We start from the raw sequence: 22,028 nt of genomic DNA, 5'->3' as shown, positions 1-22,028 counted from the left end.
GGGAGGTTGGGGTTGCAGGCTTGTGGGCGGGGGCTCTGCCCCCCGCGAGGAGGCGACAGGACGCGGGAGGGCCTGTGCCGATGGGCTGGCGGGCGCCGCCTGCCCATGCTGTATCAACCCTGTGAGGGGGAGAGTGATACAGCATGGGTAGATGGGCGAGAATGGGCGATTCTCGCGGTTCCGGCCATACTCGTTCATCTGCGCGATGAGCAAGCATGCGAGCGGGAATGGCCGGAGGGCGTAAGACGTTGGGGCATAGAGGGTTATGGGGTGGCCCTCGCCGGCGCGGCAACGCCCGTGCCACGCTCCCCAACGGCGGCCGCGGCAGGATCGCCAGACCCAGGGGAGCCCGGAAACTGAACGCCCTCCCGAACGTCGCGGGGCGTTCGGGAGGGCGTGAGGGTTTGGCGCAGGCGCGGGGAGGCGCGCCCGCCAGGGGTCAGTCTTTCTGCTCGATCGTCTTCGCGAAGTCGCGGTCGGCGAGCACCTGGCCGGCCGCGTCGGTGATGCGGATGTGGCCGCCGATGTCGCCCGTCTTGTTGAAGGCGACCAGGTAAGTGCGGCCGCCGAGCACGACCTTGGCCTCGGCGCGGCCGGCCTCGTCGCGGGCCAGGGTGACCGTGCCGGGGTCCTCCTCGGCGTTGGCCTGGATGCGCATGACGTGGAAGAAGTAGTCGCGGGTGGCCTGCTGGGCGGGGTAGACCTCGATGCGCCAGGAGCCGGCGTCGTTGGCGGCGCCGATGAGCTCGGGCGCGTTGATGGCGGGGTTCTCCCAGGCGGGGTAGCCGTAGGAGGGGGCGTAGTTCACGCCCTCGTTGTAGTATTCGTAGCCGGGCAGATAGTGGAAGGCCGAGTGCCACTGGATGCGCTTGCCGAGGTCGCGCGCCAGGTCGAGCAGGGTCTCGTAGTCGGCGAGTTTGAAGCGGAACTCGTCGGTCTTGCCGCGTTCGTAGGCGTGCAGCTTGAGGTAGAGTTCCTTGTCGTTGATCTCGTATTCGGCTTCGGTGGGCGTTTCGCGCCCGATGCAGATGGCGCCCAGCTTCTTGCCGGTGAGGGGGTCGTTGTAGTAGAGGATGAGGGGGTCGGTCCACTCCCAGCGGCTGCCGGTGCCCATGCGCTGGACGGTGCGCGGCACGCGGCAGAGGGTGGAGACGGGGATGTTGGGCCGGGCGCCGCCGATCTTGCGGATCACGCGCTGTGCGGGGAGGAGGGTCTGGCAGCGCACCACGCCGCGCTCCTTGCCGCGGGAGACGGCCACCGAGCCGTCGTAGTCTTCGATGTGGCCCTTGACCTCGGCGCGCACGAGGCGGCCGTCAATCGCGGGCTCGCCGACGAAGTGCATGAGCCAGCGCTTCTCGAGCTCGGCGCGGGGCGACTCGACGCGGTCGAAGACCAGGAAGAAGCCGTCGCGCAGGAGCACGGTCTGGCGGACGAATTCCTTGACCATTTCGGGGCGGTAGGCCTTGGTGGCCTCGCCGGCGCAGTAGTCGTAGAGTTCCTGGGTCTCGAAGGCCAGGAGGTTGGCCCGGTCGAATTCGTCCTGGTTGTAGACCCAGGCGTCGGTGCCGATGGCGAAGGACCAGGTGCGCTTGTCGCGGGTGCGCTGGCAGCCGTCGTTGAGCGGGGTCTTGGCGGCGGGGTCGCGCACGGTGATGGTGTTGTGGGCCACGGTGCGCGTGTAGTAGCCGTTGGCGTGGTAGTTGCCGGGGCAGTAGAAGCCGGTGTCGGGGGCGAGCGGGCTCTGGCAGTAGAGGATGAAGGAGCCCGCGTCGGGGTGGCCGTGCATGTCGAACCAGTCGCAGAAGCGGGTGGAGGCCCACGCGTCGTGCCCCTTCCAGCCGGTGCGCATCACGGCCAGGCCCGTGCCGGGGAAGGCGCGCGCGGGGGGCAGGTCGCCCGGCCCGACCGCGGGCAACGCGGGGTCGTGGCAGAAGAACTCGGTGAACCAGTCGGCCCCCTCGGGCTGGACCTGGCGGGCCAGCCACTCGACGCGCGGGTCCTTCGACAGGTCGGCCGACATGGCCAGCACGGGGAAGACGCGGGTGGTGTCGAAGTTGACCATTTCGCCGTCGCCGTAGTTGTAGATCACGCGCCGGCGGGCGACGTCGGAGCAGTAGAGGATCCAGCGCCCCAGGTTGGCCAGGTAGGGGTGGGCCTTGGGGTCGAGGTAGTCAATGCCGGTGGCGGACCTCATGAGGGCGAAGGCGCGGTGGATTTCGGCCGCCCGCGTGGTGACCGACCAGTAGTAGCCCTGCCAGTAGCTGCCGTCGCGCAGGTAGTCGAGGAACAGGGCCAGGTCCTTCAGCGAGTACTCCCAGTAGTGCCGCACGCTCTCGGCCGCCCGGGGCTTGTGCCCGGCGAGCGCGATCACGGCCTCCAGGGTCGGCGAGTAGCGGCGCACGCAGTCCTGGTCGTGGAAGGTCCAGTTGTAGAAGCGCGGCCACTGGTCGGGCCGGGTCTCGGACGGCAGCGGGTCCTCGGGGTAGCCCGAGTAGGCCGAGCAGCGGGGCCAGCCCGAGGCGCGGTCCACCGTGGCCGTGGCCCACACCCGCTCGATGGCCTCGCGCCGCTCCTCATCGGTCATCGCGTCGTAGGTCCAGTCGAAGACGTAGCTCATCGGCTGGTACATGGTGCCCGACGTGATGCGGCCGGCCAGCAGGCTGTGGATCGCCGACCGGGCGTAGCGCTCGCGGCCGGTCAACTGGTACATCAGGGCGCAGGCGAGGGGCTCGCCCTGCTCGACGGCCTCGAGGAACTTCGGCCGCAGCGGGCTCTGGTCAATGCGGGCGGCCAGCGCCGCCTTGGTCTCCTTGGTGAAGAGCATGCGCGGGTGGTCGGGGCGCACGGTGACCTTCTCCCACGTGATCGTGGGGACGGGCACGGCGCCGCCCTTCTTCGCCAGCGGGTTGTCGGCGGGCCTTACGACCGTGTAGGCCTCGGGGGGAGGGGCCTCTCCGGCCGCCAGGGCCGAGCCACCGGGGAGGGCCAACGCGCACACAAGCGCTGCGATTCGGGGGAGTGGCATTCGGCGTGCTCCTAATACGGGGCCGTGATGCGTCGTCAGTATACCGGGCGGCCCCGCTGCGCGCAAGGGCCAGCGGCCGGACTCCGCCCGTGCAACAGGCAGCGCCGTCCCTGCTAGCATACCCACCCACATCGCCCGCGTCAACCCCTTTCATGCTTTCTCCGGCCATTTGCCGCCGGCGGCCTTGACAGGCGCGCCCTCCGGCGTTACCCTCACCCCATTCGCGCCCCGCGAGGAGCCGCCGTGTTCGAGCTCAAGACCGCCTCGTGCCGCCTCGTGCTGCACCCCGGCGACTGCGTGGCCGGGATGCGCGAGCATCTCGCGCCGGGCAGTGTGGACGTGGTGGTGACCTCGCCGCCCTACAACCTGGGCATCCGCTACAAGAGCTACGACGACACGGCGCCCCGAGCCGACTACCTGGCCTGGCTCGGCGAATGGGCCGACACGGTGAAAGCCGTCCTCGCCGACAAGGGCTCGCTCTTCCTCAACATCGGCTCGATGCCCTCCGACCCCTATGTGCCGTTCGACGTGCTGGGCGTGATGCGCGCGCGGTTTGTCCTCCAGAACGTCATTCACTGGATCAAGAGCATCGCCATCTCGAAGGCCGACGTGGGCGACTACCCCGGCATCGCGGGCGACGTGGCGGTGGGCCACTACAAGCCGATCAACAGCAAGCGTTTCGTCAACGACTGCCACGAATACGTCTTCCATCTGACGAAGCGCGGCGACGTGGAGCTCGACCGCCTGGCCGTGGGCGTGCCGTATCAGGACAAGACGAACGTCGCCCGCTGGGCCAAGGCGGGCGGCGGCCTGCGGTGTCGCGGCAACACCTGGTTCATCCCCTACCAGACCATCCAGAGCCGCGACAGGGAGCGCCCGCACCCGGCCACGTTCCCCGTCCAGTTGCCCGAGCGCTGCATCAAGCTCCACGGCCTGGCGCGGGCGAGGCTCGTCCTCGACCCCTTCCTCGGCCTGGGCCACACGGCGCTGGCGTGCCAGAGGCTGGGGGTGGACTTCGTGGGTTTCGAGCTGGGCGCGGACTACTTCGCCCAGGCGTGCCGGGCGCTGAAGGGCGGGGTGGGGCTGTGGGACAGTGAGAAGTAAGCGCTCTTGAGGGGGGTAGGGGGGGCTTTTCGCGAGAAGTGCCCCCCGTCGCATTTCCTCAAAACAGCGTCCTCTGCCCTCCCCCGGGCTTGAGGCCGAGGTGTTTGTAGGCGAGGTCGGTGGCTTCGCGGCCGGTGCGGGTGCGCTTGAGGAAGCCGAGCTTGAGGAGGAACGGCTCGACGAGGTCCTGAATGTTGTCGCTGTCCTCGTTGAGGGTGGAGGCGATGGCCTCGATGCCGACGGGGCCGCCCTTGTAGAACTCGATGATGACGCGGAGGTACTTGCGGTCGTGTTCGTCGAGACCCTGGGCGTCCACGCCCTCGAGGGCGAGGGCGTCGGCGGCGACGGCGGCGGAGAGCTTTCCCCTGGCCTTGACGGCGGCATAGTCGCGCACGCGGCGGAGGAGGCGGTTGGCGACGCGGGGGGTGCCGCGGGAGCGCTTGGCGATTTCGTCGAGGGCCGCGTCGTCGGCGGCGACGTCGAGCAGGCGGGCCGAGCGGCGCAGGATCTCCTTGAGGTCGGCGACGGGGTAGAAGTCCACGTGATGGAAGATGCCGAATCGTTCGCGCATGGGCTTGGAGATGAGGCCGGCGCGGGTGGTGGCGCCCACCAGGGTGAAGGGCTGGAGGGGCACGGGCACGGTCTTGGCGAACGGCCCTTTGTCCACCACGAAGTCAATGCGGAAGTCCTCCATCGCGGGATAGAGGAACTCCTCGACGGCGGCGGGGAGGCGGTGGATTTCGTCAATGAACAGCACGTCGCGCGGCTGGAGGTTGGTGAGGAGGCCGAGGAGGTCGGCGGGGCGGACGAGGGCGGGGCCGCTGGTTTGCGAGAGGCGCGAGCCGATCTCGTTGGCGATGACGTGGGCGAAGGTGGTCTTGCCGAGGCCGGGCGGGCCGTAGAAGAGCACGTGCTCGAGGTGTTCGCCGCGCTGGCGGGCCGCGCCGAGCGAGATGCGCAGGCGCTCGACCAGCTCGCGCTGGCCGATCACCTCGTCGAGCTTCTGGGGGCGCAGGCTCCAGTTGAATTGCTCTTCCTCGGCGCTCGTGGCTTCCGCCGATATGATGCGTTCGCGATCCTCGGGCATGGGTCTTGGCTTCCTGGTTCCCTGCTTCGATGCAACTTGCGTGATGCGTGATGCGTGAAACGTGAGTAGCCGTCAAGGGGCCTGATCGGGCATTCCTCTCTTCTCACGCATCACGTGTCACGCATCACGACTTCCCTCCCCTCTGCCGGAAGACCTCCTGGACAAGGGCCTGCGACGTGGCGATGTCGGGCCGCTCCTTGAGCACTTTCTCGATGGCGGCCGCGGCGTCGGAGGCGCGGTAGCCGACCTGGAGGAGAATCTCGCGTGCCTCGGCCACGAAGGGCTGCTCGGCCGGCTTGGCCTTGGCGGACGAGGCGAGCGGCGCGCCGGGCGGCAGGAGGGTGAACTTCCACACCTTGCCCTTGAGCTCGGCGACGATCTTGTCGGCCATCCGCGGGCCGATGCGGGGCAGCCGGGCGAGGGTGCGCACGTCGCCGCCCTCGATGGCCTGGGCCATTTCGGCGATGGGGATGGTGAGGGCGCGGAGCGCCGTCTTCGTGCCCAGGCCGCTCACGGTGGTGAGCAGTTCGAAGAACTCGCGGTCGAGTTCCTCGGTGAAGCCGATGAGGCGGGGCCGCTGGGCGCCGCCGCCGCCCCAGCCCTCGATGTAGTGGAGGGTGTGGAACGTCACCTCGCGGGCCTCGTCGGGCGCCAGGCTGCGGGTGAGGCGCTGGGCGAGGCCGCCGGGCAGCATGACCTCGTAGAAGAGGCCGTGAACGTCCACAATGGCGGAATCGCCGCGCATGCCCGAGAGAAGGCCGTGAATTCTTGTGATCATCGCCGTAAGCCGCAAGCTGCAAGCGACAAGCAACAAGCTGAGGAGACAGTGCCTCTGAGAGCTTGTGGCGTGCGGCTTGTGGCTTGCAGCTACTCCTACTTCCAGGTCTGTCTCACCACCACGTTGCAGTGGCACAGGGCCACGGCCAGGGCGTCGGCCACGTCGGGCGGCTCGGGCAGGGTCTTGAGGCCGAGCGCGCTCTGGACCATGCGCTGCATCTGGGCCTTGCTGGCGTGGCCGGCGCCGGTGAGCGATTTCTTGATGCGCGTGGCGCCATAGCTCACGACGGGCACGCCGGCCTCGGCCGCGGCCAGGAAGAGCACCCCGCGCGCGTGGCCCATCAGGATCGCCGTCACCGGGTGTCGGTAGTGCGAGTAGAGGTTCTCGACGGCGATGGCCTCGGGCGCCAGCTCGTGGAAGAGGCCGCGGGCCAGGCCGTGGAGCCTGTGGAGCCGGGCCTCGAGCGGGTCGCGCTCGCTCGTGCGCAGCACGCCGGCCTCGACCACGCTCACCCGGGCGCCGCGCACCGCCAGCAGGCCGTAGCCGGTCACCTGAAGCCCCGGGTCAATGCCCAGCACGCGCATCGGGTCCGCCTTCCGGGCCGCTATTGTAGGGCGCGCCGCGCGGCGTGTCAAAAGCCCCTTCGCCCGGCCCGCGCGCGGCGGGCGGGTCGAGGCCCCGCAACAGGCTGCCCTGGGCCAGGATGCCCAGGACGGCGAGGCCGGCCACGGCCAGATAGGGCGCTCGACGCCACAGCAGCGTGGCGATCAGGCCGCCCGCGGCGCCGCCCAGCACGTGCTGGAGCGACACGGCGGCCTCGAAGAGCCCCACGTTGCGCTTGCGGCGCCGGCTGCCGCGCACCGTGTAGTAGAAGCCCGTGCCGTAGCCCAGGCCCATGCCGGCGCCCAGCAGCGCAAAGCCCAGGGCCAAGACGTACCAGCCGAACGTGCCGCCGCCGGTCGGCGTGGCCAGCAGCACGCTGCCCGCCACCACGAGGCCCAAGGGCGCCACCAGCGGCCAGCGCCGATAGCGCCAGCCCTGGAGCACGCCGAGGGCGAGAAACACGAACGCCTGCACGGCGCCCTGGAGGCCCAGGAAGGCCCCGAAGTCGCGCGCCGTGTAGCCCAGGCTGGAGTTGAGCTTGATGAAGATGGAGGCGGGGACGGCGGTGGCGAGCGTGGCGATCATGGCGGCGAGCCACCCGGCGGCCAGGAACCGCCGCGGCAGCACGGGCGTCACCGGCTCCGAGGCCACGGTGGCCGGGAAGGCGTCGCGCCCGCGAATGTGGGCGAAGGGCGCCAGCAGCATGAGCGCCGCCAGCACGGCGGCCACGAGCACGAGGCTCAGCCCCGGCACCAGCGACTCCACCAGGCCGCCCACCACGGCGCCCGCCGTGAGCGAGATGGTCCAGGCGCAGTTGAAGGCCGACATGTCGCCGACGAGGTGCGTCTCCTCGCTCTCGCCGATCCAGGCCATGAGCGAGGGCCAGTAGAGAGCCGCGGCGAGCGAGAAGCCGGCGCCGAACAGGAAGAGCAGCGGGCCGAAGGTGAACGCCCACAGCCCCGCCGCCATCGCCGCGGCCAGGCCCGCCGAGAAGGCCAGCATCCGCCGCAGCGGCATGCGGTGCAGCAGCAGGCTGTAGCCCATGCACACGGCCATGTAGGTGGCCGAGGTCACGGCGGTGTAGAGGCCCAGCGACCAGTCGCTCCAGCTCAGGCGGTCCAGCTTGACGGGCAGGCCGACCATGAGCATGCCGCCGGCGGCCGACTTGGCCATGGCCAGGGCCACGATCCAGTGGCGGCCCGCGATGCCCGAGAGCGCTTTGTGCAGCGTGGCTCGAATGGCGGCGTCTCCTGCGCGCGCCCCGCGCCGCGGCAGCTCACGCGCGGCGGCGGGGCGCTGGGCGGAGTCTATCTGATCTGATTTCCAGGAGCAAGTCCTTGCAGGCTTGCCACTCGGGCGGTAATTCATGTAGCATTTGGAGGATGAGCTCGCGACGCGGAAGACGCTCGTGGTGCGGCCTTCAGGCCGTATCTGGGCGTACGGGCTAAAGCCCGCACTACGAACAAGCACAACATGAATTGGGGCCGGAGTAGTAGCGCTTCAGGGCTTGGCAATCCCGGCTCGGCCGGCCCGGCGGCAGGGTGGGAACGAACCTCTTTACATTTGCCCGCCATGCGCTATCCTATCGGTGGCCTCTGGTTCACGGAACGGGGAAAGCGCCTGCCGATGAAAAACCGGGTGGTGGCGGCAACGGTGTTTGTGGCGGCCTCGGCGGCCATGTACTGGCTGCACTTCAGCGGGTGGTGGCCGGTGCGGCTGAGCGCCGGGCACACGCTGTGGGGCTTCCTGGGCACCGTGTGCGCGGTGATGGCGTTTCGCCACGCGGCTGCGATCCTGATCCGCGATTACGTGAGGTGGCGCGGCGGCCCCGAGGGCGAGAGCCGCATGCTCACGGGCTTCGTGGGCGTGATGTGCTGGCTGGCGATCCTGGGGGCGTTCCTCTACTCGCTGGGCGTGCTGGCCACCATCGGCGGCGTGGCGGCGGGCTTCGCCGGCCTGCTGCTCGGCTGGTCGCTCCAGGCGCCGGTGAGCGGCATCGCGGCCTGGGTGCTCGTGACCCTCAAGCGCCCGTTCCGCATCGGCGACCGGGTGCTCTTCCCGTCGCTGGGCCTCAACGGCGATGTGAAGAGCGTGGGCCTCATGTACACCACGCTGGACCAGGTGGGCGGGGCCATCGGCAGCGAGGAGGCGATCGGGCGCGACATCCTGATCCCCAACGCCATGCTCTTCCAGCAGGTGGCCATCAACTACACGCCCAAGGCCGAGGCGGCCTTCTTCCTCGACGAGGTGGTCATCCGCATCACCTATGATTCCGACTGGGACGCGGCGGAGAAGATCCTGCTGGACGCCGCGCGCGAGGTGACAGCCAACGTCATCCGCGAGACGGGCCACGAGCCGTACATCCGGTCGGATATGTGGGACTACGGCATCCTGATGCGCCTGCGCTACATGACGATGGCCAAGGACCGCCCGCGCATCACGCACGAGATCGTGCGGCACATCTTCAAGGCGGTGCAGCGCGATCTGCGGGTGGACATGGCCATCCCGTTCGTCTACTCGTTCCGCAAGAGCACCGACGGGGTGATGCGGGGCGACTTGCCCGAGGGGGTCCCGACGATCAAGGAGGTGCCGCTCGGCCTGATCGAGGCGGGCTGCCTGGCCCTGGCCGCCGAGCCCGAGCAGGCGGCCGAGGTCGAGAAGCTGGTGGCGAACATCCGCGAGCGCGGGCTGCTCCAGCCGATCGTCGTGGCGCCGCTGCCGGATGGCCGCTACCGCATCGTGGCCGGCCACCGCCGCTTCCTCGCCTGCCACCAGCTTGGCTGGAAGAGCATTCCGGCCGTCATCCGTACGGAGGCCGGCCCCCCTCCCCCGCCTCAGAAGCTGAATCGAACGGCGCCGTAGACGTTCGAGTTCTCCTCGAACTGGCCGAAGAAGGTGTGGTCGCGCGCCCCGAAGAACAGGTTGCCGCCCACCTCGGCCGACCAGTGGTCGTCGATCTTGTAGAGCGCCTTCGGCCGCAGGTAGGCGTCGGAGTCGGACGGCGAGTAGAAGACGAAGAGCGAGAGCCGCAGGTTCTGGTTCATCAGGAGCTGGGTGAGGCGGGCGGTGACGACGTGGCGGAACTCGTCGCGCGGCCGCACGCCGGCCGGGAGCGTCCGCCGGTAGTCGCCGTAGTCCCTCATCCATTCGAGGTAGTACTGGACGCCGGCGGTGAGGTCGCGCGCGACCTCCTGCTCGTAGCCGGCGAGGAAGCGGGCCTCGCTGTTGCGCACGAGGGGGTTGGCGCCGCCGCGGTCGTCGCGCGAGTCGTAGTAGCCGACCTCGAGGTTGCCGATGCCCTTGCCCACGGGGCCGCGCACGCTGCCGCCGTAGACCGACAGGCGGGGGAACGTGGCTTTGCCCGTCATGGGGTCCATGCCCGCGGGGGCGCGCCAGAAGCCGCGGTAGCCGTAAAGGGCGACCTCGTAGCCGCTGAGGTTCCTGTAGAGCCGCAGGGCCAGCTCGTCGTCGCGGAACCAGCGGTGGGGCTCGCGGTCGCGCACGACGGCGTTCTCGCCGGCCAGAGAACCCAGCGCATCGCTCCAGTAGCTCAGGCGCTCGCCGTCCACGTACTTGTCGCTGCGGAAGCGCGGGGTGTACACCAGGTCCACATTCACCGCGTCGGTGAAGAAGCTGAGCTTGGCGGCGTCGGAGGGCGCCTTGAGATACTCGTCGTCGCGGCCGATGAGGAACGACTCCCAGTCCTTTGGGAACAGGTCGTTGATGAACAAGAGGTCGCCGGTGCCCCAGGTAAGCACCTGGCGGCCGAGCTTGAGGTCGAGGAACTCGGCGGGGGAGAAGACGATGTTGGCCTCGCGGAGGTCGGCGATGGCGCGCTTCTCGATGGCGTCGTAGTAGAAGTCGGCCTTCAGGCGCAGGTCGGGGCGGTGGTCGCCGATCTCGAGGGTCTTGGTGGCCTCGAGCTGGAGGCGCGCCTCGCCGATGGAGGCGGTTTCGGAGATATAGGGGTCGCGGCGTACGCGGGTGCCGGCGCGGGTCTCGACGAAGCCGTGGAGGCCGAAGGGCAGCTTCTCGAGGAGGTCCTTGAGCGAGGGGCCGGCGGCAGGCGGCGCCTCCGCCTCGCCGGCGAAGGCGGCGGCGAGAATGGCCAGCGCCAGAGCCGCGGACGCCACGTGCCTCACTGGAGGTGCTTCCTCGGGGCGCGGCGCAGGTAGCGCTCGCTGAACACGTCGTCGGGCAGGCCGAGGTTGTACTTGACGTCGGAGAACGTGCTCACGGTGTTCCCGCCGCTCTTGAGGTCCTGCACGCGCGACTTCACGACGGTGGGGAAGCCCTGGATGTCCTTGACCTCGAGGGCCTCGACCACGCGATAGACCTTGCCTTCGGCGTCCAGGTATTCCGCCTTCTTCGGCAGGAAGGTCGCCTTGTCAACCCAGACCTTGTAGGAGGCGAACTCGACGCTCTTGGGGTCCTTGGGCTTGTTGAGGAGCACGTAGTGCTCGGCAGTGGTCTCAGCCAGCTCGTGGGTGTCTTCGTGGGTGCCGCGGCCCGAGACGTCCTCGTAAAAGAAGTTCGAGCCGGCGAAGCTGGTGCGCTTGTCGCTCGCCGCGATGCGCTTGACGAGGTCGAGGGCGGGCAGGTAGAGCCAGCGATCGTCGTCCTTGTCCACGTGCTTCCACACGAGGTAGGCCATCTTGCGCACGTCGGCCGGCTCCTCGAAGTAGACGTAGAACTTCTGGTCGGCGCCGTCCTGGACGTCGCGCCGCAGGATGACGAACTTGCGCTCGCGCGTGCGGCCCTGGGCGTCGGTGATGACCATGTGCACATTGGCCCGGCCGTCGTCGCCGCGGTAGTAGGCGGCGAGATTGGCCTTCTCGACGATCTGCTCGACGGTCGGGGTCTCCTCGCCCGCCGAGGCCGCGGCCCCCGCAAGCACGATGCCTAGTGCGATCAGTGCACGCATCTGTGTCCTCCTTTCCTCGGTTCGATATTCGCCCTTCGATGCTCGGTGTTCGACATTCGGCATTCATTCCTTTGCCGCGGCTTCGGCCCTGCGGCAGGCCTGCCTCCGCGACAGGATGCCGCAGAGGGCCGTGAGGACCACGATGCCCACGGCGCTCGCCCACGTGAGGGTGGTCCAGTGCCAGGTGATGTAGTTGTTGATGCTCAGGGCGATGACGGCCACCGTGCCGACGGACGCGGCGATGCACAGCCCGCAGTTGCAGGCGGCGGGCTGCGGGGCCTGGGCGCGGAAGAGCCGCCCCGCCAGCACGGTGACGAGGGCCGTGAGCACGAACAGCGTGGCGGCGCCGGCGATGGCCAGGATGCTGGCCATGAAGAAGCCCACGGTCTTGTACGGCACCAGCGGCGCGACCAGCAGCGGCGTGAAGCCGGTGGCGATGACGATGATGTTGCGGGCAATGGCCCGCGCCGGCTCGCCGAACATCTTCGCCGCCACGTCCTTCCACGAGCCCAGCTCGGCCACCAGCTCGCGCGAGCGCGACAGGAAGTGGATCGCGAAGTCCACCGCCAGCCCCAGCGTGAGCGACGAGAGCACGGCCGTCGGCATATCGTAGTCCTTGCCCACGAGGCCGATGATGCCGTAGATGAGGCCGATGGTGATCGTGAGCGGCACCATCGAGAGCAGGCCCCAGAGCGCCGAGCGGTACAGGACGACCATCATCACGAACACCATCGCGAAGCTGCCGAAGAAGGCGCTGAGCATGCCGCTCACCATCTTGTCCTGCCACACCACGTTGATGTAGGTGAGGCCGAACCAGCGGTGCTGGAGCGGCACGGGCGGCTGCGGCCCGAGGTTGCCGTGGATGTAGCGGTCCACGAACCGCACGACCTTCTCCATGTCGCGGTTGTCGCCGCTGCGGAGCTGTACCCAGAGGTTCGCCTTCCCGTAGTCGGGCGTCACCAGGTGCCACAGGTCGTCGGGGTCGTGGCTGTTCTGGAACGACAGCAGGCACTGGGCCACGGCGTCCGCGGTGTCGGGGATGCGGTAGAACTCGTCCTTGCCCTCCATCAGCTCCTTGTAGACCTTGCGCACGATGTCGGCGAGGGAGTTGGACTTTCCGACGACGCCGGTGGACAGGAGGGCGCGCTGGAGGCCCTCGATGTAGCGGAGGACCTGGGGGTTCTTGAAGACCTGTTTGGCGAGTTGCTCGGCGCCGATGGCGCCGGCCACCTCGGCCCAGGCGTCGGCCTCGTCGCCGCTCGCCTTGGCCTTCCACTCGGCCACGCGCCGCGCGGCCTGCTCGAGCAGCGCGTCGCCCGTCGGGGCCTCCTTGGCCAGGCCGGCGATGAGGGCTCGGCCCTTCTCGAGGGTCGGCGCGGCCTCGGGGAAATCGGCCTTCAGGCTCTCCGCCGCCTTGGCGAGGCGCGCGTCGAGGGCCTTCGCCACGTCGTCGGCCCGGCGGGCCGTGGCTTCGGGCTCGAGGACGAGGTAGGCCATGTAGGTGCCGCCGAAGTGCGCGTTGAGCACCTTGTCGGCCACGCGGATGGGGTGGCGCGGCTCGAACCAGCGCACGGGATTGTCGTTGATGTTGATCCGGCTGATCCCGTAGCCGGCCACGGCGGCAATGAGCAGGGCCGCCGCGAGGATGAGCTTGGCGCGACGGTAGGCGAAGCCGCCCAGGCCGTGGAGGATGCGCGCGAGGAGCGACTGGGGGGCCTCGTCGTGGTGCGCCGTGCCGAAGTTCTCGAGGCGCCTCTCGGGGATGAACATCACGAAGGCGGGGATGAAGGTCACGGTGAACACCCAGGCGATGGCCACGCCGATGGCCACGAACACGCCGAACACCTGCACGGGCGGAATCGGCGTGAGGGCCAGCGACGCGAAGCCCGCCACCGTGGTGAGCGACGTGTAGAGCATCGGCAGGAACAGCTCGCGCATCACCGCCGCCATCGTCCTGCGGCGGTCGCGAGTCCGCTGATAGTGGTCGAAGAACTGCGAGAGGATGTGCACCGAGTCGAGCACCGAGATGGGCATGATGAAGATGGGAATCATCGAGCTCATGATGTGCACCGTGTGCCCGGTGCCGATGAGCAGGCCCATCGTCATGATCACGCACACCATCGCCAGGATCATGGGGCTGAGGATGAGCGTGAGCTTGCGGAAGAAGAGCCACAGCAGGAGGAAGATCACCAGCATCGCCAGCGGGGCCGAGATGGCCATCTGCTTGAACATCTCGACGCCGAACGTGTCCTCGGCCACGGGCAGGCCGGTGATGTGGTACTGCTCGTCGCCGCGGAACGTGGCGATCTTCGCGCGCAGCGCGCTGTAGACGCGGTAGGACAGGTCCTTCGAGGTCAGCGGCAGGTAGAGGCAGAGGGCCTTGCCGTCCTCCGAGACCAGCGTGCCGTCGAGCAGGGGATTCGCTTTGGCCTTCTCGCGGATGGCGCGGGCCGCCTCGCGCGTCGCCGGCGGCTCGGGCATCAGCCACTCGAACCGCACCGTGCCCGGCTGCCCAGGCACCGGCTCGATGTTGTCCACCTTCGAGGGCGCCAGCAGGTCCACCTCCACGACGCCGATCTCCCTCGTCGGGTCCTTCGGGTCGGGCCAGCGGAGCTTCTCGGCGAACTTCGTCAGTTCGTAGACCCGCGCGAGCGACGCCGGGTTGAACACCCCGTCGGGGTCCTTCTCGTTCACGATCCCCAGCACGACCATGTCGTTGAGCACGAACTCGCGCTTCATCTCGTGGTGGAACACGCGCACGGCCTCGTGCTCCGAGAGCATGTTCTCGGGGTCGGTGTCCACCTTCACCCGCGGGATCATGGCCCCCAGGGCGAGGGTGATGAGGATCATGATGGCGGTGATGCGCTTTGGGTGGTCGAGCGAATACTCGACGATTCGGCTGGAGAGCGCCATGCGTTCCTCCTTTGCTCCTGTCCACTTAGACCCCGCATGGCGGGCGAGGTTACACGGGCCGCAGAAGGGCGGAGCCGCGGCGCAGCAGCAAACGACCCGCCCGGCTCTGCCCAGGCCGTGCGTGTAGTGTAGCGCCGCGCGCACAGAGCGTCAAGCCACGGCGCAAGGCGGGCTTGCCGTCCACCGCCAAATGTTGCACAATCGGAGCAGCCCCCCTGCCCCTCCAAGGAGACGCCACAGATGAGGTGGTCCCTCTTCGCCGCACTGGGAGTCGCCCTCATGGGATGCAGCCGCATGATCGGAGCCGCAGGCGGCGAGGCCGCGAAGGCCGACTTCTACGTGGCTACCAACGGCAACGACGCCTGGAGCGGCACCCTCGCCGCGCCGAACGCCGAGAGGACCGACGGCCCCTTCGCCACCCTGGCCCGCGCACGCGACGCCGTGGCCGCGCGCCGCCACCACGAAGGCGGCGCCCTCAAGCAGCCCGTCACTGTGCTCCTGCGCGGCGGCACCTACTGGCTCGCCGAGCCGGTGGACTTCATCGCCCGCGACACCGGCTCCGAGGCCGGCCCCATCACCTACGCCGCCTATCCCGGCGAAACGCCCGTCCTCAGCGGCGGCCGCCCCATCACGGGCTGGGAGCAGGAGGAGCAGGGCGTCTATCAAGTGGCTTTGCCCGAGGTGCGCGAGGGCAAGTGGGCCTTCCGCCAGCTCTTCGTGCAGCGGCCCGGCCAGCCCTTCTTCGAGCGGCGCTATCGTCCGTGCAAGGGGGCGTTCGTCATCGCCGGCCTCACCGACGCTCCGCCCCTGAAGAACGCGCTGCGTCACCGCCAGGCCCAGGACGAGTTCCGCTTCACCCCAGGCGACATCGAGAAGTGGGCGAGCCTCGACGACGTGGAGGTCGTCGCGCTGCACGACTGGAGCGCCTCGCGCCTGCGCATCCGCGAGATTGACCTGGCCAACCACGTCGTCCGCTTCACCGGCTTCCCCGTCTACCGCATCGGCCACTGGTACAAGGGCGGGCGCAACCCCTACTACGTCGAGAATGTGAAGGAGGCCGGCCTCCAGCCCGGCGAGTGGTATCTCGACCGCCCCACGGGCGTGCTCTCGTACCGCCCGCTGCCGGGCGAGGAGATGGGCAAGCTCACCGTGGTCGCGCCCCGCATCGATCAGCTCATCCGCCTCACGGGCGAGCCCGAGCGGGCCATTCCGATTGACGAATCGGACCCTCGCATGGTCATGCGGCCGCCGAAGTGGGTCGAGCACCTCACCTTCCGCGGCCTCACCTTCGCCCACACCAACTGGACGCTGCCGCCCAAGGGCTACAGCTCGGGCCAGGGCATGATCAACCTGCCCGCCGCCATCGAGGCCGAGTTCGCGCGCCGCTGCCGCCTCGAGCGCTGCACCCTCGCCCACCTGGGCGGCTACGCGGTGCGGCTGGCGCAGGGCTGCTCCGACAACCAGATCGTCGGCACCCGCATGGCCGACCTCGGCGCCGGCGGCGTGCTCATCGGCAACACGAAGACCGACTCCAAGCCCCCCTACCTGCCCACGGGCAACACGGTGGCCAACTGCGTGATCTCGGACGGCGGTCTCGACCACTTCTCGGCCCTCGGCGTGTGGATCGGCATCGCCGAGAAGACCCACGTTCACCACAACGTCATCCGCCGCTTCCCCTACTCGGGCCTCTCGGTCGGCTGGAGCTGGAACGACAAGCCCACCTCCTGCCGCGAGAGCGTCGTCGAGTTCAACGAGATTCACGACGCGATGATGCTGCTGGCCGACGGCGGCGGCATCTACAGCCTCGGCTTCCAGCCGGGCACCGTGCTGCGCGGCAATCACATCCACCACATCGGCCGCAGCCAGTTCACGGGCTCCGCGCCCAACAACGGCATCTTCCTCGACGAGGGCTCGAAGGGCTTCCTCATCGAGGGCAACGTCATCCACTCCACCGCCCAGGCCCCCATCCGCTTCAACCGCAACAAGCAGGACGATCACACCTGGAAAGACAACAGCCTGGGCGTGCCGCCCGACGACCCGAAGTTCCCCCGGGACGCCGCGGCCCGCGCCGGCCTCGAGCCCGCCTTCCGCGACGTGGACGTGCCCATCCCCGCCACCCCGCCGCCGATCTACGCGATGAAGCTGCCGCCGCCCCCGCCCGAATCACCGAAGGAGAAAGCCAAGTGAGATTCTTCGCGGCACTCCTGATGGGAGCCACGCTCATGGCAAGCTGTTCCCGCCCCACAGAGCCGCCACGCCAGGCGAATGCCGACTTCGTCGTCGCACCCGACGGCGACGACGCCGGGCCGGGCACGGCCGCGCAGCCCTTCGCCACGCCGGCCCGCGCCCGCGACGCCGTGCGCCAACTCGTCGCCGCCGGGCTGGCGAAGGATGTGACGGTTCGGCTTCGCGGCGGCACCTACTGCCTGCCGCAGGGCATCGCGTTCGGCCCCGAGGACTCGGGCACCGCGGAGCATCGCATCACCTACGCCGCGTGGCCGGGCGAGGTGCCGATCCTGGTCGGCGGCGTCCCGGTGACAGGCTGGACGCCCCACGCCGCGGGCATCTGGCGGGCCGCCATTCCCGAGGGCATTCAGCCCACCCAGCTCTTCGAGAACGGCGAACGCCTCGCCCTCGCCCGCGCGCCCAACGAGGGCTGCTTCCACGTCGAGAACGCCGTGCCCGGCCAGCCGAGGACGGCGTTCGTCTATCGCGCCAAGGACCTCGACCCGAAGGGCTGGGACTGGGCGGAGGGCCGCGTGTTCCTGTGGCCGACGCACGACTGGTTCTCGACCGACAAGCCCATCGTGGGCGTTGACCCCGAGAAGCGCGTGATCACACTCAAGGGCAGCGACGGCTACGACATCCGCGCCAACAACCGCTACTTCGTCCAGAACGTCCTCGCCCTGCTCGATGCGCCGGGCGAATGCGTCATCCGCCTGAAGGAGCGGAGGCTCTACGTCTGGCCGCGCAAGGCGCCCATCGAACGGCAAACGCTGGTGGCCGCCAGCGCGCCCAGCCTTCTCGCCATCAAGGGCGAGGGGCACAAACTCGTCCGCAACCTGCACTTCGAGGGGCTCGACCTCTCCATCGCCAACGGCGACGTGGTAGGCATCACGGGCGCCGAGGACTGCTCGCTGCGCTTCTGCAAGGTGGAGAACGGCGGGGCGTGCGGCATCTCGCTCCACGGCCACGCCCAGCGGATCACCCTCTACGGCAATCTCATCCGCGGCCACGGCCTCTACGGCGTCAACCTCCAGGGCCGCGGCCCGGGCCAGCCCGATGTGAACCATCACCACACCGTCGAGAACAACCACATCCACCGCTGCGGCCGCCTCGTGGGCCACGGCTGCGGCGTCTACATCTCCCAGAGCGGCCACAACCGCATCGTCCACAACCACATCCACCACATGCCCCGCTACGCCACCACCATCAAGGGCCTCCGCTATCAGGTGCTCAAGGAGCAGGTCAAAGGCGTCACCTTCGAAAACCGCCACGACTTCCTCCACTCGCGCAACAACCTCATCGCCTACAACCACATCCACCACGTGAACGAGGACAGCCAGGACACCGGCGCCCTCGAGAGCTGGGGGCCGGGGCGCGATAACGTCTACGACCACAACCTCATCCACGACGTGGGCAACACCCGCTTCGACCTCCAGAGCGGCCTCTACCTCGACGACGCGACCGACTACTTCACCGTCTCCAACAACGTCATCTACGGCGTCACGGGCGCCGGCGGCGACCAGCCAATCTACGCCAAAGGCATCGGCAACCGCATCCTCAACAACATCCTCATCGTCGCCCCGTCCAACGTCAGCGCCATCCGTTCCTTCTTCATGGCCGACGAGCGCTGCGACCAGCACGAGTACGCCCGCAACCTCATCGTGTGCGAGGGCGCCGCCGAATCGCCCAGGGGCGCCTGGGGCGGCGGCGTGGGCGCCATCCACGACAAGGGCACCACCCTAACCTGGAAGATCGTCATCCCCGCCGACGGCCTCTACCACGTCTGGCTCCGCTACGCCGCCCTCAACAAGCCCTACGGCAGCGACCGGCTCGACGGCCGCTTCACGATGGCCGCCGGCGGCGAAACGGTCACCCTCCAGAACCTGCCCGACACCGGCGGCTGGGGCGAGCAGAAGTGGAGCCCCGCCGCCTGCGCCGCACTCCCGCTCAAGAAGGGCGAGCAGACCCTCACCTGGACCAACGTCCAGGGCGGCGGGCTGAACTGGGACGCCTTCGCGCTCGCCACCGACCCGGCGTGGAGGCCCCAGGGCATCGAACTCGGCCCGCCCGCGGCCGGGCACCACCTGGTCGTCGTGCAGGCTGAGACGCACATCCGCCCCGGCGCCGACGCCGACCGCCGCACCGTCTACCAGTTCGACAACTGGAGCGACGACCGCGTGGCGGCCGCCGACCACAACCTGTTCTGGAAGCCCAGCGGCCGCATCCTCGTGAAGAAGGCGGGCAAGGTCATTTCGCTCGACGAGTGGCGGCAACTGCAAGGCGGCAAGTTCGACGCCCACAGCCTCGTCGCCGACCCCTTGTTCCGCGACCTCGCAGCGCGCGACTTCCGCCTGCGGCCCGGCAGCCCCGCCCTCGCGCTCGGCTTCGAGCCCATTGACCTCCGCGCCGTGGGCCTCCAACCCGATTTCCCCGCACGGTTCGAAAGGGAGTGAGGCAGGCTGGCTCGCGGCCCTGCGGCAGCGCGGCCGCGATGTGGCCTGGGGGCGCACGGACGCGCCCGGCACCGTGCCCATTGACGTCAGCGGCGCCGGGCCCCGGTAGGGCGCCCTTGCCCGGACGCGATTTGCGGCCTTGGCTGCTGGCTAGCCAAGGGGGTGGGCCGACTCTGCATGTCCTTGCAACGTAGAGGCTTGCAGACTCCCTTCCTGCCGCCGATCCGCCATAGGTATCCTGGGTCAAAGGGGCGGCTCCGGGTCGCGTACAGGGCATCCTACGCGGTTTTTCCCGGGGCCGGCGCAAGCCGCTGCCGCATATAGGCTTAGGAACACCAGCGCCCCCCGGCGCGTCTTCGCAAGTCCCCTCCCGAATGTTCCAATACGTTCGGGAGACTAAGCCCCCCAGCACTCGCCCTCCCTGGTACCCTCCCGAAGGTATTGGAACCTTCGGGAGGGTGGGTTTTCGGAAGCCGCGCGCAAGTGATCTGCATTCAACAACTTCAGACATCGCAACCGCCTCCCGCTTTTTCGCAAATCCCTTGACCGGGCCATGCCGGGGAGCTATGATACTTAAGGACAAGGCCGGGGCCAGCGGCCGCTCAGCGCGGCGGGCCACTCGGCGGCCGCGCTCGACGTCCAGGCCCTCCTCGAAACCCTCAGATGAGGCGGCACACCATGCCCAAGCGCTGGATGCTCGCGGGACTTCTCGTGGCGATGGCCGCGGCCGCGCCGTGCCGCGCCGCCATCCGCTGGTACGACGACTACAACGAGGGCCTCGAGGCCGCCAAGAAGGCCGGCCGGCTCATGGTCATCGTCTTCGGCCTCGACGAGGACAAGGACGGCGCCTTTTCGAAGAAGACCTTCGACAAGGAGCAACTGGCCGCCTTCCACCGCATGTTCGTCTACATCTACGTGGGAATGACCGCCAAGAACGGCACGGTCTCGCACGGCCTCTTCTCGAAGTTCCCCCCCGGCGAGGGGGCGCTCTCGTTCCCCATCATCTTCTTCGTGGACGGCGAGGAGAAGATCCTCAAGAAGCTCGACGGCCGGCAGGACCCCACGGCCCTGGCCAAGGAGATGGCCACCCTCCTCAAGAAGCACGGCGTGCCCCCCTCGCCCAAGCAGACGCGCGAGGTCCAGGAGTCCCTCGACCGCGCCAACGCCCTGCTCGCGAAGAAGCAGTACGGCGGCGCCGCGAAGCTCTACAAGAGCATCGTAGACGCCGGCGTGAAGATGCCCGCCGTGGACACCGCGAAGAAGGAACTGGCGACCATCGAGGAACTGGCCAAGAAGCAGCTCGAATCGGCGCGGGCCGACCTCACCGACAAGGCCTACCCCGACGCGGCCCGGAAGCTCGCCGACCTGGTCGAGACGTTCAGCCCCCTCCCGGAATCCAAAGAGGCGCACGACGAGCTGGCCAAGCTCCGCGCCCTGCCCGAGGCCAAGGCCGCCCTCGAGGAGGCCGCGAAGAAAGAGGCCGCCCGCCCCCAGCCCGGGGCCGCTGCCGATGCGAACGACCCCGCCAGCGACTTCTTCACGGAGGAGGAGCTCGACGCGCTGGACCGCATGGCCTCGGCCGACGAGGCCAAGCCAACGGCGGAGGCGGACTCTGGCGCAGCGGCCGCCGAGTGCCGCAAGCTGCTCACCCTGGCCCGAAGCTGGATCGCCAACAACCGGCCCGACAAGGCCCGCGACCTGCTCGACCAGATCGTCGTCAAGCACCCCGACACCGTCTTCGCCGACCAGGCCAAGGCCCTGATCGAGAAGCTGAAGTGATCGTGCAAAGGGGAGGAACCCCTTTCTGGGGAGAAAGGGCTTCCTCCCCTCCCCCCTCCTTGCCAAAGACCTTCACAGGCGGCGTTCACGTGACAGTTCTTGGAGGGGGTGAGGGGGGAACCTGTCTTCCAAGAAGGTTCCCCTCTTCTTGCCTGCTCGTGTCATCTACGAGCGATAGCCGCGTTCGCGCCGGCGGCGGCTTTGTTCTGTGAGGAAGTCGCGCTCGCGGCGGCTCAGGCTGTCGAACCCCTCGCGGCTGATCTTGACCAGCAGATCGTCCACGCGCTGTTCGTCGGCCGCACGGCGGCGGGCCTCGCGGTCGCGGTGCCGGTCGCCGAAGCGGTCCAACCACGGCGCCAGGCGCGGCCCCAGCCGCCAGTAGAGCAGGCCGTAGAGCGCGCCGCCCAGATGCGCCGTGTGCGCCACCCCGTCCCCGTACGCGTTCGCACTGTACAGCACATCCATCGCGATCACCGCCAGCACGAACCACTTCACCGCCAGCGGAATGCAGTAGAAAAGATACACCGTGCGGTTCGGAAAGTGAAAGGCGTAGACCACCAGCAGGGCCATCACCGCGGCCGAGGCGCCGATCGCCGGGTTCTCCATCCGCACGAGGTACTGCGTCACCGCATACGCCACGCCCCCCGCCACGCCGCCCGCCAGGTACAGCCCCAGGAAGCGCCCGCGGCCCATCACCCGCTCGAGCTCCACCCCGAACCAGTACAGAAACAGCATGTTCACCACGATGTGGATGACGTGGTTCGCAGACGTGCTGTGCAGAAACATGTAGGTGACGACCTGCCAGACCTGGAGCCGCTCGATCACCCCCCGCGGCACCACGCCCAGGAACTGCGACAGGCTCACGCGGCGCGCGGACTCGAAGTAGAGCTGCACCAGGAACACGGCCACGTTGGCGAGGATGAGCCACCTGACGACGGGACTGAGGCGCGGGAACACCACGCGGCGCGGGGGGTCCGCCCAGCCCTCGTATCCGCTTTGGGTGACATTGTACCGCATCGCACCGTCGCCTTCGCATGAGCCAAGAGAGGGGCCCGGCCACACTATCATGGCCCCACGGGCGGGTCAAACGGCCCCCCAACGAAACGGCCCGCCCTGAGGAGCCCAGGACGGGCCGT

General features: G+C 68.9%; 14 protein-coding genes. 5 read left to right on the top strand and 9 right to left on the bottom strand.

The annotated features are described in order from the left end of the window. Nucleotides 1-439: 439 nt before the first annotated feature. Nucleotides 440-3,025, bottom strand: a complete 2,586-nt coding sequence (locus PLE19_02410; protein ID HPD13772.1) for a heparinase II/III family protein — start codon at nt 3,023-3,025, stop codon at nt 440-442. 306 nt (nt 3,026-3,331) lie between these two features. Between PLE19_02410 and PLE19_02405 the strand changes: the two genes are divergently transcribed. After that, nucleotides 3,332-4,129, top strand: a complete 798-nt coding sequence (locus PLE19_02405) for a site-specific DNA-methyltransferase (GenBank protein HPD13771.1) — start codon at nt 3,332-3,334, stop codon at nt 4,127-4,129. Between the two features lie 58 nt (nt 4,130-4,187). Here PLE19_02405 and ruvB read toward each other — a convergent pair whose 3' ends face one another. The 4 genes from ruvB to PLE19_02385 form a co-directional block, all read right to left on the bottom strand. Then, nucleotides 4,188-5,216, bottom strand: coding sequence for a Holliday junction branch migration DNA helicase RuvB (gene ruvB, locus PLE19_02400; protein ID HPD13770.1), 1,029 nt, complete (start codon nt 5,214-5,216; stop codon nt 4,188-4,190). Nucleotides 5,217-5,340: 124 nt separating this feature from the next. Then, entirely contained in the window at nt 5,341-5,994 is a 654-nt protein-coding gene (locus tag PLE19_02395) for a Holliday junction ATP-dependent DNA helicase RuvA (GenBank protein ID HPD13769.1), read from the bottom strand. A gap of 95 nt (nt 5,995-6,089) precedes the next feature. Beyond that, nucleotides 6,090-6,578, bottom strand: coding sequence for a crossover junction endodeoxyribonuclease RuvC (ruvC, locus tag PLE19_02390; GenBank protein HPD13768.1), 489 nt, complete (start codon nt 6,576-6,578; stop codon nt 6,090-6,092). Continuing rightward, nucleotides 6,559-7,965 (bottom strand): hypothetical protein, encoded by a 1,407-nt coding sequence (locus PLE19_02385; protein HPD13767.1) that lies wholly within the window; start codon nt 7,963-7,965, stop codon nt 6,559-6,561. The genes ruvC and PLE19_02385 overlap by 20 nt, the downstream gene beginning before the upstream one ends. 258 nt (nt 7,966-8,223) lie before the next feature. Between PLE19_02385 and PLE19_02380 the strand changes: the two genes are divergently transcribed. Further along, nucleotides 8,224-9,459 carry a mechanosensitive ion channel gene (locus PLE19_02380; protein HPD13766.1) on the top strand — a complete coding sequence of 412 codons (1,236 nt, stop codon included), beginning with the start codon at nt 8,224-8,226 and terminating at the stop codon, nt 9,457-9,459. Here PLE19_02380 and PLE19_02375 read toward each other — a convergent pair. From PLE19_02375 to PLE19_02365, 3 genes are all read right to left on the bottom strand, one after another. Continuing rightward, entirely contained in the window at nt 9,432-10,739 is a 1,308-nt protein-coding gene (locus PLE19_02375; protein HPD13765.1) for a hypothetical protein, read from the bottom strand. The genes PLE19_02380 and PLE19_02375 overlap by 28 nt on opposite strands. Beyond that, nucleotides 10,736-11,521 carry an outer membrane lipoprotein-sorting protein gene (locus PLE19_02370; protein HPD13764.1) on the bottom strand — a complete coding sequence of 262 codons (786 nt, stop codon included), beginning with the start codon at nt 11,519-11,521 and terminating at the stop codon, nt 10,736-10,738. Before PLE19_02370 ends, PLE19_02375 begins: the two co-directional genes overlap by 4 nt. 63 nt (nt 11,522-11,584) lie before the next feature. Then, nucleotides 11,585-14,434 (bottom strand): MMPL family transporter, encoded by a 2,850-nt coding sequence (locus PLE19_02365; protein HPD13763.1) that lies wholly within the window; start codon nt 14,432-14,434, stop codon nt 11,585-11,587. 240 nt (nt 14,435-14,674) lie between these two features. Here PLE19_02365 and PLE19_02360 point away from each other — a divergent pair, with 240 nt between their 5' ends. The 3 genes from PLE19_02360 to PLE19_02350 all read left to right on the top strand — a co-directional run bounded on the left by PLE19_02360 (nt 14,675) and on the right by PLE19_02350 (nt 20,892). Next, nucleotides 14,675-16,621: a right-handed parallel beta-helix repeat-containing protein gene (locus tag PLE19_02360; protein HPD13762.1), complete on the top strand. Its 1,947-nt coding sequence runs from the start codon at nt 14,675-14,677 to the stop codon at nt 16,619-16,621. Continuing rightward, nucleotides 16,618-19,113 (top strand): right-handed parallel beta-helix repeat-containing protein, encoded by a 2,496-nt coding sequence (locus PLE19_02355; protein HPD13761.1) that lies wholly within the window; start codon nt 16,618-16,620, stop codon nt 19,111-19,113. The genes PLE19_02360 and PLE19_02355 overlap by 4 nt, the downstream gene beginning before the upstream one ends. A 678-nt stretch (nt 19,114-19,791) precedes the next feature. Then, complete coding sequence (locus PLE19_02350) at nt 19,792-20,892, top strand: hypothetical protein (protein ID HPD13760.1); 1,101 nt, start codon at nt 19,792-19,794, stop codon at nt 20,890-20,892. 165 nt (nt 20,893-21,057) lie between these two features. On the opposite strand, the gene PLE19_02345 is transcribed toward PLE19_02350, so the two are convergent. After that, a complete protein-coding gene (locus tag PLE19_02345) occupies nt 21,058-21,909 on the bottom strand; it encodes a rhomboid family intramembrane serine protease (protein ID HPD13759.1) in 852 nt (283 codons plus the stop codon). Nucleotides 21,910-22,028 lie beyond the last annotated feature (119 nt).

Source organism: Planctomycetota bacterium (assembly GCA_035384565.1).
Lineage (GTDB): Bacteria > Planctomycetota > PUPC01 > DSUN01 > DSUN01 > DAOOIT01.
Note: the sequence above shows the minus strand (reverse complement) of the source record. Positions and strands in the feature narration are given on the sequence as shown.